A 13735-nucleotide genomic window follows, 5' to 3' on the forward strand; every position below is an offset into this window, starting at 1 on the left:
TGAAGCAGGCCAAGGTGCCGAGGCAACCGGCGAGAGTGCGCCGGACTTGCTTGACTCTTCCATGCAGGACACCGCCGATGGTCGAGCCAATCCGCCGTTGGAATCGAAGCCTTCTTTGAGCACACAACCCGTAGCGAACAACGCGCAGGACATGATGGATGAACTGCTGGCAATGATTGGGGCACCAGATCCACCGAAGGCCGATGACCAAGGAAGTTCATCGTCTCAGCCAATGCCTGAAGCTCCCGGAAAGCCACACCAGGTGAGCGAGTCCGTCCCAGCGAAAAAAAATCCAATGTCGACCAGTACCCAACCATCCAGGGACGAGTCGAATGGCACCTCAACTCAAATGTCAGCCGATCATTTCGTGACATGGCTGCAGCAGGCGATTGCATCGCGCCGACTCGTCATCAACGACGCTAAGGCGCTGGTGCATATCGTGGCGGATGCCGTCTATCTGGTAAGCCCAGGTGTGTTTCAGCGCTATGCGCAAGAACATCCTCAAATCGCTGACTATGCCAAGCGTGAAGAGATGGCAGATTGGCAGTGGGCGCAAAAGAGATTTGAGAAATTGCACCTACATCGTAAGCAAGCCAATGGCCTGAACATCTGGACGTGCGAAGTAACCGGACCTCGCAAATCGCGACGGCTCCACGGCTACCTGCTTGAGCGTTGGCAGGGTGTATTTGGGGAGCTTCCGCCAAACAACCCATACCTTTCGATTTTAAGTTAGCCACGTCAATATTTTTCAAATAATTGATTCGAGCAGGCGTTGTAAATGACCTTGCATCCTACGTCAAAGTTCTTGTTCTTAGCTTTGCATTCTTCCGCTGCTTGATTAGCTGCACCATCTAAAGAGGCATTGCCGACAAAAACTGTCGTACTACCGTCAGGTATCAAGTTTTCGGCTGTTTGCGGTTCGGCTATAGCGCTGCATTGATTAAAGTAAGTCAGCTTTATTTCGCAGTTTTTAGGGCCTTTCTTGGCACAGCGCTCTAGAGCGTCCGATTCAGCATCGGATTTGGAAAGCTTTCCTACAGGCACACCATAATAAGGAATAGGGCCTACCCATCCCATGGCAATAGCCCCCCAGGTTTTAATCCATTTACCAGTAGGGCGGGACTCTTGAGGTAAGTTAGATCCTGGTTGTGGAATCGGTGCACAAGCAGCAACTCCTTGACCACCAATGGGATAATGGCCCGGCGGGCAACTTCCTTCGGCCTTAACAGAAGGCGAGGCTGTGATGATAACTAAAAGAGATATCGTTCTAATATTCATATTTTAATCTGGGAGCTATCAAAAATAAGATACATGTAATTAATACCTCTGAAAGATTGGCTCGGAGCACGCAGCGTAAATCACTCGACATTCCCCATTGTTCTCTGATGAGCAAATGTCTTTGACCTCGCGCTGAATATCCTCAGCTGAAGCCCCCGTTCTGAAATGCAAGCTTCCTGCTGAAGAACGTCCATCTTTATAAGGCTCTGCAACTGCAGCACACTGGTTTTCATATGCCGCCCAATCTTTACAGTTCTTTCCTCCCGCCTTGATGCACCCAGCTATCGCATCTCGCTGAGCTTCGCGCTTAGAAAGTTTCCCTACTGAAACGCCTAAAGCTCCCACATCAGATTTATCAAGCGACACAGCCCCCCAAGTTTTGATCCATTTTCCTGTAGGACGTGGTGATTGCAGCTGTTCGAGATTCTCTTGTGATCCTTTTGGAATAGGGGCACATGCAGCGACACCTTGCCCGCCAATGGGGTACTGCCCAGGGGGACATCCCTGCTCAGCCATTGCTGAAAATGCAATGCTCAGCAGGAGCAATAAGCAGACATTACATAATTTCATCTCAATACCCACCGGTGGTAGTGCATTCCAATGAATGTCAAAATTTTTCAAAAATCTGCTCGGTACAGTTGGAATACATTACTCGGCATGAGTTGTTGTTTGCAGCGGTGCACTTTTTCTCCGCTTCAGCCTTAGCTTCTTCAAGTTCCGCATTTCCTACGAACTGCAGCTTACCAGCAACAGATATTCCATCCTTGTAAGGTTCTGCAACAGCTGCGCATTGATTGTGATAGGTAGCCCAATCACGGCACTCCTTTCCGCCCGCTTTTACACAATTAGCGATGGCGCCTTTCTGCGCTTCACGCTTAGAAAGTTTCCCGTAGTCAACTCCTACGGCACCCTCTCCATCAACTGCAACAGCTCCCCAGGTCTTTATCCATTTCCCCAGCGGCCGAGGCGCTGGTGCAGTCTCTTGAGAGCTTCCTTGGGGGATAGGCGCACATGCGGCTACCCCCTGCCCACCAATCGGATATTGCCCAGGTGGACAGCCTTGCTCAGCCATTGCTGGGATCCCAACGATCATAAGAAATAACAACGCAAATCTATTGAAACTCATATATGCACGCCCTCTAAAAAAACCAAATCCCGGCAATTTTATGCATAGCCGGTTTCATTTCTTCCAGCATTGCCGCGAGAATCTGGCACAGGAGCAGATTTGGAACCACTTGCTTGACCAACTGAGCGGGATTCTGTTCTGGCTGTATCACTTGCTACCTCAGCATGCCGATCTGTAGACCTAGATGACTGCTGTAGCATATAAGATCCTGCCGTTTGCCCTGTGGCCGCGGACTCGCTCCGTCACCGCGATCAAATGCCGAGTACGCCATGAATGTCCCCATATTATCCTGCCAAATTGCGGCCGCCAACGTCGGCATTGTGATGATCAGCCCGGTCAGAATCAGTCCGATGCCGCCCTGATGCAGGGCTTGGCTAGACAGTCCTTCTGCATTGCCCAAAGTGATGAGTGGGGCAGCCCAGCAGGGCACGGCCACTTTTGCTGTGAATTTCAGCACCATCGCTGTGACAACAGGCAGCATTGCCATCGAGAACAGCGTGCCGATCACGTAGAACAGCCATTACTTAAACAGGTCCTTGGTCTGATCGAAGATCAGCGCCAGGATGGAAATTGGCACGCTTCCAAGCAGGAAGGCCGTAGTGAACTGGAACAGCAGCAGCGCGATGGTGCTTACCTAGGTCATGGCGCGGTTCATCAACTCCGGGCCGAAGGCCTAGATTTCCTTGTTGAAGTCCTCGTTGTCGATCGGCTAGTCCATCGCCCTACATGGCACGCGTCGGTGTCGGCGGTGTCATGTCCGGCTGCGACCGCTGTGTATCCAATGCCTGGGATTGGCGGATGCTTTCCTGCAACGGAGGCACACTCTCGGACAAGTCCACCTTGACTCGGAAGCCCGGGGTTTGACCGACGATCCACACAGCGTCCTGATGCGCGGTCACGCTTTGCAGCTGATCGACACTCAGGATACCCACACGCTTGGCTTCGACCGTGGCATGCATGGCCTCGGCCGGCGAGGTGCCGGCGGGGAGCTTGCTGTGGATGGCCTGATAAAGCGGATCGTTGGGAACCGATGTGGGAGTAGGCTCAACGCAGCGCTCCGGCGCACCGCCCAATGGCATCTTCCAGCCGGGTGGCACGTACTGCTGCTGGTGCTCTGCCTCCATGCGCTGCTGCACTTCCTGCCAGCGTGCAGCTGCCATCTCTGTCGTACCAGCGCCGGTTTCCAAGGGGCCGCGTAAACGGTCGATGGCATCGACGGCCATGCCATAACCACCGCGTGCACCAAGCGTTACGCCACCACGCAACACCTCCACGTCATCGCGGTATTTGTCGATCATCGGCGCGTATTGACGGGCTAACTGCTGCGCCTTGGGGTCTTCCAGCACCGAGCAGTCTGGGGCGTCGTTGGCATCCACGGACAGGAAGTTGTGCATGCGGTGCGAGTCGGCGAGCGGTTTGACGACAGCTGGATTGCGAGCGTCCAAAACAGTGCGGTCATTGGCGTAACCGGCCTTTTCCAGCGTGGCAATCTCCTGCCGGGTAGCGTATAGCTTGACTTGGCCATAATGCTTGCTGGCAGCACTGACCGCATCGCCGGCCATCACATGATTGATGACATCGGTGCCGCCCTCGGGAATACGCCGGTCTAGGCTGACCGCGCCGTAGGCGTTAAATGTCTCGCCCTTGAGACCGAAGTGGTGGGCGGTTACTTGGGCCAGGTTGCCGCCGAGGGAGTGGCCGGTGACGGTGACGTCTGGTGCTTCGCCGTCCTTACCGATTTTTTGTGCATAGTCCAACGCATGTCTGGTCAACTCAATTGCTTCGCCGGCCTGGCGGTTGTGACGTGCTGCGACCATGCCGCCATCGGTGTAGACACCATCCTGCTTGAGCTCACGCTCAGTCTCGGTGCCGCGATGGGCGACGATGATCTCGTTTGTATCAACGCGTTGGTAGATTACGCCTTGATAGCCTGAGGGGCTGTCACGATACTCAAGACGCTTATAAAAGACTCCACCGATGTCTACAGGGTCGCTGTCCACTCCGACTTTGCTTGGTTTGTCGTATGAGTCTCTCGAAAGTGCGGCGTACTGCTGGCTCGTAAGACTCATGGAATCACCTTTTCAGTGGTCAGGGTGACTTTAAAGATGTTATTGCGAGCATTATCATTGAATTGATCGATAGCAAGGCGGCCGCCATCGGGGAAGTTGTCGATATCTTCTTTCGGATAGCGTCCTTTCCAAAAGTAAGTAACTTTGGGGGCTGAGCTATAAATTTCACTCTTAAATAGCGCTGGCTGAAAGCGCGTATCTTCGTACTTTCCGGTTGCTTTCAGAGAGATGCCGACTCCATTGAGTTCAAAGCTGCACACCCCCTTGCCGTAGTAGTCAGCATCGACCATGCCATCGGCATAAATCTTAGCCACGTATGTGGTGTCGTTGACCTTTTCGAAATTGATGGGGATCCCATCTTCTTTCTGCTTTGTCGACATGCCCAATGAGCGATCGATGGGTGTGCACGCATCGCGATTCGTCATTTCATAGAACGCAGTTCCCGATACCCACTCAAACGGCCCCGGCGCATCCTCGATGGTCATCGTGATCCGGTACGCCTGTGTCGGATGCGGGTTCTTGCGGTAGACCGGATCGCCGTCGGTGGTAGTCGCGTCGGTGTCGTGTCTTTCAGAGCCAGTATTCATTGGGTTGCATCCTGCTAAGAAAACCAAGACAAGAGAGCTAGCAATTTTAATTCCCAGCTTCACTTTCATGCGGCCATCGTGCGCTTTGCAGAACGTTGTGCGGCTGTCACGGAGTTCGCAAGTCGTCCACAGATGCGGTTGATGTTGACGCGATGTATCAACAAGGCAATGAGCATGACCGCGAAGACCACACCGAACTCAGGAATCGCCCTGATTATATTCATCACAAAGGGTATGCAAGCTGCTGCTACTGCAAGCATGAACATTAGTAGCGTCATTGCAACCGCACTGACAATAACCTGGCGCAGCTGCTTTAGTTCTTCGGTATTTTTTTCCTCTGCTTGCAGCTTTTTCCAAACTCTCAGAGCACTTGCAATGAGGCCCAGCAGCATTGTAACTATAGCGAAGTGCAACAGAGCACAGATGGAGGCCGCATACTGTGCAAGGTCCAGCAGGACCGTGAACGAAGTTCGATAGGACAGAACAACCAAACTTGCGGTCAGTAAGGTTGACATCAGCAGGATAGTCAACATGCTCCGAACGCCCTTGGGTGACCGGTACCAATGTGCGTTTTGGGAGGGAAACACGCTATCCATTACATCGCTCCTACGAGCTCTATTGAACTAACGGCGAACGTGGTCATGGGCTGGGGACGAGCTTTGAAGGATGCCTGAAGTAAACGCTTTTGGGTACGCGCGTGCAAACATCTGTGCCTAGATGGGGGTTAAAGCATTTAGGATAGGTCACAACTTAAGTGCCCATTGCAGGATTTACCGGCAGCCAGCAATTCGCTGGAAAACCAACTGTGCAAAAGGTGAATGAGTCGTTGTTGTAATAGGGGGTAAATTCATAGACGCCGCTGTTCTTGGTCTGTGACTGGATGGCTATCGTATGTAATAGGAAATCTGCAAATAGTCTGCGCTTATTTATGAGATATTCTTTTTCGTGAAAATTGAATTATTCAATATGGCTTGAAAATAGGCTCAGAACACGCAGTATATATAACTCTGCACTCAGACCCTTTATTGTCTTTTTGGCAGCGCGATATCACATCACTACTTGCAACTTCTTTTGAAGGCCCTCTGGCATATGCAAGCATTCCTGTGACAGCTCTCTCACCAAGATGTGGCTCAGCAATGGATGCACATTGATTTTCATATGTAAAATCGATTGTGCACTCCTTTCCGCTTGCGGCTCTGCACTTTTCTAATGCCTCCTCTTGAGCCTCTGTCTTCTTAAGCTTTCCCTTCGAGACCCCTAGGTTGTCACCACCGTCGCTTGCTATAGCCCCCCAAGTTTTGAGCCATTTTCCACTCGGGCGAGGCGCTTGCTGGATAGGGTTGTCTTGGGGGATAGGCGCACATGCAGCGACACCCTGCCCACCAATTGGATATTGCCCTGGTGGACACCCTTGCTCGGCATGAGCATTATGACTGGCAGCCCCCATCAAAAGCGCAAAAGCCACCAAGAAATTATTTTTCATATCTATCTAAACCGCTTTCAGGCAAATCGATTTGGATAACTAAACTTGATTCCGAGGGTTTTGTCCAGCCAATCCGCGTGAGCCGATAGCGGCTGTCTCAGTGGAATCTGCGCCAGCAATCGTTTTGGTTACTGCGCTAGTTGTCCTCTGAATACTATCGTCCGCCCTGTCAGAGCTGGGAGCGGTTCGCTGCGGCATATACGACCCAGCAGGCTGCCCCTGCGGCCCAGGACTTGCCGCGCCGCCACGATCAAAAGCTGAATATGCCATGAACGTCCCCATATTGCCTTGCCAAATCGCTGCGGCCAATGTTGGCACGCTGATGATCAATCCAGTCATGATCAGTCCGATGCCGCCCTGCTGCAGGGCTTGGCTAGACAGTCCTTCCGCATTGCCCAATGTGATGAGTTGGGCAGCCCAGTAGGCCGCAGCTACTTTTGCTGTGAATTTCAGCACCATCGCCGTGACCACCGACAGCATTGCCATCGAGAACAGCGTGCCGATCACGTAGAACAACCACTTCTTGAACAGGTCTTTGGTCTGGTCGAAGATCAGTGCCAAGATGAAGATTGGCCCGATCCCGATCAGGAACGCCATGGTGAATTTGAACAACAGCAGCATCGCTCCAGCCGCCATCGGCGGACTGGCGGTGCCGAAGCCCGCCATCAATACAGCGCGGCCTTTCTTCTCTATTGCCTCTGGATCGGTTGGGTCGACGCGCACCGCATCCAGCGCGGTCAGCGCTATCTGCGTGTAGGCAAGATTTTCGTCGATTGCATCGGAGGCGGTGCTGTCTTCATCACCCGTGAACAGGCCGTGGATCTCCTTGTCCAGGTTTTGGGTCATGGTCTGGTGCAGCATTGCGCCATTGACCCCGACAGCTGAAGCAAGGCTGATGATGATCGCGACCTTGCCGGCCTTGATCATGGTCGCCATTGCACTTTCACGCGACTGCCCGGTTGCGATGCGATAGCCCAGAATCAGTACCCACAGAGTGGTCACTGTCAAAGCGATCGTACTGACCCACCTCATAGCGCGGCTCATCAACTCCAAGCCGAACTCTTGAATCTCGTTGCTGAAGTAGTCGTTGACCAGTTTGAAGAAAACGAACTCACCGAGGCCGATATCCGCCAAAGGCTGCAACCAGTTCATCGCTCCGTGGAGAATTGCGTCCATTACCTTCTGCCTGTCTGTCGTGGTGTAGCGATCAATTGGATAACGCGGCTTTCAGCGTTGCGGCCTGCACGAGCTGTCCCAGCGGTTTGAGCCAGCTATTTTGGTCGCCATCCAAAGCTTTTCTCGCCAATCGCGACTGATCTTCCTTGAGCCCGACGATATAGCTGTCATATGCCGTCATCTGGGCCTGCCAGTAGTCCAGGTCCATGGCGTTTTGTGCTACGAAACGCTGAACTTCGTTATCGTTGGCAGCAAGCGCCCCTTGGCTGGTGCCACCTCGGTCGCGCTGCGCCTCAATCGCTTTAAACTGGTTGTTGCGTTCTATAAGGCGCTTGAGCATGCGTACCGACTCGTTGTACTTGGCATTTTTTGCCAGCACCATGCGTGTGCAGACCTTCATTTGCTCCTCCACCATATTTCCTTTCATGTTGGGAGCGAGAGACTTGAATTGCTGCAGCACCCCTGCGAGGCCAGTCTTTGGGGCACCCGGACAGTCGTCTTCCAGGCCATAGTCTTCTGGACGTTCGGCAAAGTTGTCAGCCATGGTGGACGTACCTAGGTTCAACCGCTGAAGCTTGATGAGCTGCTGCTGATAGTGATCCAGCTGCTGCTGATACTGCTTAAGAGTCTCGGTCCATCGCTTAGCCTGCTCTGCGTACTCCTGTAAGGCCTTGGCCATCGACGTTGGGTCATTGACAATCACTCCCACTGCATTCGCGGGCCCAACACTAAGACCGGCCGCAAGCAACAAGCCTGCGGCGAGACGTGAAAATGAAAGGCGTGAGCGGCGTGAGCGGTCATTCATGGCGGGACTCGTCGGTCTTGTTGGGTGCAGATGGATGGCGGGGATAGCAAAACGAGGGATATAGAGGGCACAGCCCGGAAGGCGATAGGCAGCACAGGCAGGTGGTGGGGAGTCAAGCGCGTAACGCAATCATGAAGCGAGAGAATTTTTGTTCAGACACAGGCACAGCGACGAGAAAGACGCCGCCGGGGGTGCGGAGATGAGCGCCTGCTAGGGCCATTATCCTTATGTGCTATTGAGGCAGGTTGGGTCGAACTCTGGCATAGGTCAAGGCAGATTGCCACTACCTGCTACCCTCCAGACCGTCCTCTCATCGTCTAGCGGCCGCCACCTCAAGGGACAAGGTTGCCTGGGTAGGAAAAATCTGACATCCGGGAACGGCAATTCCTCACCCTCTGCAATGGCGTGCCCGGTCGAGTCCGCACGATATTTGTCAACCGAGGAAAGCTCTGGATCGCGTACCGTCGCAGCTGCCTGGACCGCAGGCGAGCACTCCCTCTTCGAGGGGAAAGGACATGTGATGCGTAACTTCCAACGTACGGCAAAAGTGGCAGTGGGACTGCTAGGACTGGCACTGTCATACAGTGCGGCGGCGTGCTGTCCGGATGTCGGTCATAGCCCCGCTGCAGCAACAACAGGGCTGGGGGCCAGTCGTCCCTCTGCTACTGATCTCTCGGCTGTCAGCACCTTGCACGTGTATACGTTCGAGCGAGATGGGATCCGCTACCTGCAAGTCAATGGCCCTAGTGGCGACGTCCGAACTGCAATCGGGTGGATCGACGGTACCCGTTGGGTCATGCCGGTTGGTATCGATGCAGACCGCACCACGATCCTGGCGGCGGGTTCACGCCCGAGCGGTACAGTCGTATATGAAGGAGATGGTATGACGGTGCTGCTACAGACACTCCCGCGTGGTAACAGCTGGCTCATCGTACCTAAAAATTGATCGTGTCCCTGTTGGTTCGGAAACAAAGAAGCTGATCTTGCCCGTATGGTGGCGCCGGCAGGTGCCACCATACGAGCGCACCCTGCTGGACAACTCTGCTGTGTTCTCAAGAGCGGTCCGACTGGCAGGCTTGCTCTCTGGCTTATCCCCGTAAATAGATACAGCAATGCCCTGGAGCCCGCGCAGTTTTCCGACCCTGGCCTTGATGGTATGACGCCTTGCTGGAGGCAGACAGGCAATCGCCTGCTGGGTGCATCTGTAGACGGCAAGCTGCAGCCCAACAGACAATTGCATGGGATTGCCGCGAAGCATGACTGGGTGAATTTCTGTGTGACTGGAACTGGCGAAGCCTGGCGAACGGAAAACGTGATAGAGCCCATGCGTCTCGATCTCCAGCGGGTACAAAGCATTGATGTACTCGTGCAGCATCTTCGATTGGATAGAGCCCGTACGAATCATCCGCATGGCGGCTTCATGTTGTCCGCGTGACTTGAGATGACTTTCGATGTCGCGGCGTAGTCGGTTCATCTGTACCTCGATGTCGACGTACTCGATCACGTGCTCGCGCAATTCCCGCTCAGCCCATAGGTAGCTCAGTTTTGCCGTATCCAATGCCTGTTGCTCGCCTCGCAGACGCAGGCGCACTTCGGCAAGGGTGCTGGAGATACGCGCGCCCAGCACGAATAGTCCCGTAGCCGTTGTTGCGAGCATCACCTGCACAACAAAGCCTATTGAGTCATAGGCCCCCAGCACACCCGTATTTCGCAGTGAAAATGCCAGAGCGGTATTCGCCAGCACAACGCCGATGGCCGCGCCCCGCCAGCCATGCAGCCAGGTGAGTAGAACGGCAGGAACGATCAGCAACGACATTAAGCCCAACCGTGCAACATTGCTTTGCGGCAGTGTTGCTAATGCAAAGATCAATGCAGTCGCCAGAACCGCCAGTGCGCAATGAGGCGTCAGGCGGCTGGGCGTCTCTTCGTCGTGGCGGCGCATCCATAGAAGCACCGGCAGGACCACCATCAACATTCCGAGGTAGTCACCTACAGCGAAACGGGCGAACTTGACGCCGCTGATTGCCGACGAAGGTCCATCGAGCATGATGTTGGTCCCCAGAGTGCAGAGCGCGCCCCAGACTGCCGTGACCAGAAGCATCGGGATCAGTGACGCTCCTGCGCGATGTACTGCCCCATACCTTGCCCGAATAGCAATAGGGACCAGAGCAATGGCCGGGACCAGGATCCAGGGGCTTGCGTAGGCCCAGGTAGGATTGACACCGACACTGCTGATCGCGGGAACCCGAATCATGAGCAACGCCGCGACATCGCCCATCAGTATCCAAGGTAGCAAGCGAGAAGGGGCGAGCAGCAACGCTGCGATCCGAAGGCCAGCTGGCAGGTACCACTGATCCAGTGAGCAGTGCCAAGACAGTTGAAACGCCAAGCAGTAGGCCGTAGCGGTTAACAGGCCCTGCGTCACACTTTTCAGCCCTTCCATGGGAATACCTTGAGTTTTGACGACGCCAGAGCATACCTGAGCGGGAGCCGTAACGGTGTGGGTGACCAAGACCGGTACATGCCCCTACAGCCCAGTGAAACGGGTACGCCACAGATGCGCGTCAGGTATGTAGAGAGCCTGCTGCAAAAACATGGACGTCCTTGCCCCCTCGGCTTGGTCAGATGGACAAAGGCCGTGGCGGGGAGCGTGGAGTTGGCGGGAGCCCTGGAATGCAATTCGGCTTGGTTACGCGATGAGCAGTGTTCTTCGGTGACGAGGACGGCACCCTGTCACGCTGCGAAAGAGCGCTGCCGCCAGGCACGGCGTCCCAGCCAAAGTAAAAGCGTGCCATCATCACCACATCTAAGCGAGCACGTCATTTCAAACACTACCAGGGAGGTACTTGTCATGAAGCCACGCACCACTGCCGCCACTTTCGCACTGGCTGCGGCTTTAGGCCTTGGCCTGAGCGCCCCAGCTCGCGCCCAGGCGCCTGATCCTTGCTCGGTCTTTCTTTGCATGTCCAGCATGACCGGCTTCGGCACTCCGTCTCCTGAATGTGCAGCGCCGATCGCAACCTTCCACGCCATCCAGGTATGGAGCCCGGCCTTCAACCCACCGGCCACGGCAGCGGCACGCCGGGTATATCTGACAACATGTCCAGGCGCGACTGCACCGAATCAAGCCATCTTGGAAGCCATCATCGCGAAGTGGGGCTATAGGCCTTGACGGGCATCGCCCGCTGACTCAGAAACATGCTTCTGAGACTTTGCGGGAATACCACCACGCTCCTGTTCGCGATGTGGATCGCGCATTGCCTTTCTGTGCGATTGGGTTCCTACGCATCGGCCAGTGCGAAGTGAACCCGCAACCTTTGTATGTTCGCCCGCAGGAAAGTGAACTCTGCAGCCAACTTTGGGGTTGCTGATACACCGCCTCCCAAGGTGGAAATCGTTGGGAAGCAATCACTATGGTGCGCCGGCCCGTGCGATCCAGCGCAGTGCGTTGAACATCGCGCGTAGCGCTTACTTACGCTGTGGCGCCTGCACATCCATTCGTGTCAAATACGGCGCAGCAAAGGCCCGTTCCTCTTCGGAAATGTCGGTTGGATGAGGCTTACGAGGCTTCATCCGTATACGTTAGTGTAACAAGGGCAAAGTTCATAACACGCTCTAGGGGAAGTCATTTTGATGGATCAAGAAAGCATCGTCCGGTACTGGCACGCGGTCGAGTTGTTGCAACCGCAATCAGCACCCAAGCTGAAAAAACGCAGTAATCCATACGAAGCGTTTATCCATAACACGCCAATTCAGCGCCCGCTGCTTCCGTGGACCCCGGAAAGTATCATCGGTAAGCAGGAGCTGCCTAAGAAGCGCATATGGAGCCACACGCTCTATGCTCATCTTTACGACAGTCGTCTTGTTGCCGAGAAGCTCGATGCGATGTACGGCGCCGATCAGGGCTACCAGGAACCCAAGTTTCGTGAGTCAGCCGTGTTTGCGGCAAAATTTACGGCGGGAGGGCGACTGGTCGATGACAGTTTCGTTCTATCAAGCGAAGCGTGGTTTCTTGGGCGGGTGTTGACCGGCAAAGATTGGACTAGAGGGTTCGAGACCGACCAAAAGACCCTCAGGGAGCGCGCTAACAGTCAGTTCGAGGGGGAGGTATCAAGCGAAGGCTTGCGCGAACTGACTCACTGGACCCTCCAGTTCCTGGGGTTGGGGGACTTTTTTGGTGAGATGGACCACCATCTTTTTCGCTTTCGCTCACAACCAATCAAGCCCGACAAACCCGAGTCGGAAGACGATCCGCTGAACAGCTTTTTGCTGGACGATCTTGCAGATGTCGCCGATGCGATCTCCAGAGGGGTGAAAAGCGAACCACTGGATCAGTACCTGCGTCATCACGATCCAAAGCCTCGCCTGCATATGGACGATCAGCGTGCGTCGCTGCCATTGATGGGACGACTGATGCCGGATGCATATGCTAGTAGCTGTTGGCCTACAGAACACCATTTGGGCCTAGTGCATTCCCAACAGCTAGCCGTTAATACAATCCAGTCCACCCTTGCCGATGGTCAAGGGTTGCTTGGCGTCAACGGCCCACCTGGCACGGGCAAGACGACGCTGTTGCGCGACCTGATTGCAGCGATTATCACCAGTCGCGCCGATGCGTTAGCCAATCTACGCCGCGCTTCCGATGCATTCGCAAGCAACGGACGCGAATCTGCCAACGACGGCGGTAAGCAGCAACACAGTTTCAAGCTCAACCCAGCACTGTATGGCTTTGAAATCGTGGTCGCTTCATCCAACAACGGTGCTGTGGAAAATGTCACGCTCGAACTGCCTCAGCGAGACAAAATTGATGAAAGCTGGTTGCCAGAAGCAGAGTACTTCGCCGAGCTGGGGGAACTGGTCTCGGGCAAACCTGCGTGGGGATTGATTTCTGGTGCATTGGGGAGCAAGTCACGACGCAACAACTTCGTCGATCGTTACTTCTATGGTCAGCTCCCGTTTGGCAGCGAAGACAAGGCTTCTGCGGAGGTAGAAGACGAGACTGAGGTAGAGCCTGATGAGGAAGTCGACGTGGAGGCACTCTTTTCGACTCCTTCTGCTGAGACGGAGCAGGCTGACGATAGCGAGTACCAGAGCGAAGATGCACCAACCGAGGAGGACAAGGGCCCGAAGGGTTTTTGGGGCTGGCTCAATGTGAGTGCTGAGGCGAATGCAGTCCGCTCCCCAGAGGGTTCACCCCCGTTTTCACGGACA

General features: G+C 54.6%; 11 protein-coding genes and 3 pseudogenes. 2 read left to right on the forward strand and 12 right to left on the reverse strand.

Annotated elements, in window-relative coordinates:
• On the forward strand, positions 1–733 hold a 733-nt coding region (locus LN450_RS18370; RefSeq protein ID WP_228892387.1), incomplete at its 5' end, for a conjugal transfer nickase/helicase domain-containing protein.
• A gap of 5 nt (positions 734–738) precedes the next feature.
• Here the strand turns inward: LN450_RS18370 and LN450_RS18375 are convergent.
• The 12 genes and pseudogenes from LN450_RS18375 to LN450_RS18430 all read right to left on the reverse strand — a co-directional run.
• The gene (locus tag LN450_RS18375; RefSeq protein WP_080755013.1) at positions 739–1278 is read right to left on the reverse strand and encodes a DUF4189 domain-containing protein; all 540 of its coding nucleotides are present in this window, start codon (positions 1276–1278) and stop codon (positions 739–741) included.
• 39 nt (positions 1279–1317) lie between these two features.
• Positions 1318–1899 (reverse strand): DUF4189 domain-containing protein, encoded by a 582-nt coding sequence (locus LN450_RS18380; RefSeq protein ID WP_228885072.1) that lies wholly within the window; start codon positions 1897–1899, stop codon positions 1318–1320.
• Complete coding sequence (locus tag LN450_RS18385) at positions 1886–2404, reverse strand: DUF4189 domain-containing protein (RefSeq protein ID WP_074038480.1); 519 nt, start codon at positions 2402–2404, stop codon at positions 1886–1888. Before LN450_RS18385 ends, LN450_RS18380 begins: the two co-directional genes overlap by 14 nt.
• A gap of 38 nt (positions 2405–2442) precedes the next feature.
• A pseudogene (locus LN450_RS18390) lies at positions 2443–3023 on the reverse strand (type IV secretion system protein); the annotation flags it as partial.
• 103 nt (positions 3024–3126) lie between these two features.
• Positions 3127–4473, reverse strand: coding sequence for a Tle-like phospholipase domain-containing protein (locus LN450_RS18395; RefSeq protein WP_039418196.1), 1347 nt, complete (start codon positions 4471–4473; stop codon positions 3127–3129).
• Complete coding sequence (locus LN450_RS18400; protein ID WP_170808599.1) at positions 4470–5129, reverse strand: hypothetical protein; 660 nt, start codon at positions 5127–5129, stop codon at positions 4470–4472. Before LN450_RS18400 ends, LN450_RS18395 begins: the two co-directional genes overlap by 4 nt.
• A complete protein-coding gene (locus LN450_RS18405) occupies positions 5126–5656 on the reverse strand; it encodes a hypothetical protein (RefSeq protein ID WP_011348364.1) in 531 nt (176 codons plus the stop codon). The genes LN450_RS18400 and LN450_RS18405 overlap by 4 nt, the downstream gene beginning before the upstream one ends.
• 365 nt (positions 5657–6021) lie before the next feature.
• Positions 6022–6543: a DUF4189 domain-containing protein gene (locus tag LN450_RS18410; RefSeq protein WP_080505898.1), complete on the reverse strand. Its 522-nt coding sequence runs from the start codon at positions 6541–6543 to the stop codon at positions 6022–6024.
• Between the two features lie 39 nt (positions 6544–6582).
• Positions 6583–7719 (reverse strand): TrbL/VirB6 family protein, encoded by a 1137-nt coding sequence (locus LN450_RS18415; RefSeq protein WP_011348365.1) that lies wholly within the window; start codon positions 7717–7719, stop codon positions 6583–6585.
• Between the two features lie 31 nt (positions 7720–7750).
• Positions 7751–8398, reverse strand: coding sequence for a hypothetical protein (locus tag LN450_RS18420; RefSeq protein ID WP_016848927.1), 648 nt, complete (start codon positions 8396–8398; stop codon positions 7751–7753).
• Positions 8399–9419: 1021 nt separating this feature from the next.
• Positions 9420–10967 carry an MASE1 domain-containing protein gene (locus tag LN450_RS18425; RefSeq protein ID WP_039418204.1) on the reverse strand — a complete coding sequence of 516 codons (1548 nt, stop codon included), beginning with the start codon at positions 10965–10967 and terminating at the stop codon, positions 9420–9422.
• A 909-nt stretch (positions 10968–11876) separates the two neighbouring features.
• Positions 11877–12097, reverse strand: a pseudogene (locus LN450_RS18430) (transposase); the annotation flags it as partial.
• A 60-nt stretch (positions 12098–12157) separates the two neighbouring features.
• Here LN450_RS18430 and LN450_RS18435 point away from each other — a divergent pair.
• Positions 12158–13735, forward strand: a pseudogene (locus tag LN450_RS18435) (DEAD/DEAH box helicase family protein); the annotation flags it as partial.

Source organism: Xanthomonas euvesicatoria pv. euvesicatoria (assembly GCF_020880415.1).
Taxonomy (GTDB): domain Bacteria; phylum Pseudomonadota; class Gammaproteobacteria; order Xanthomonadales; family Xanthomonadaceae; genus Xanthomonas; species Xanthomonas euvesicatoria.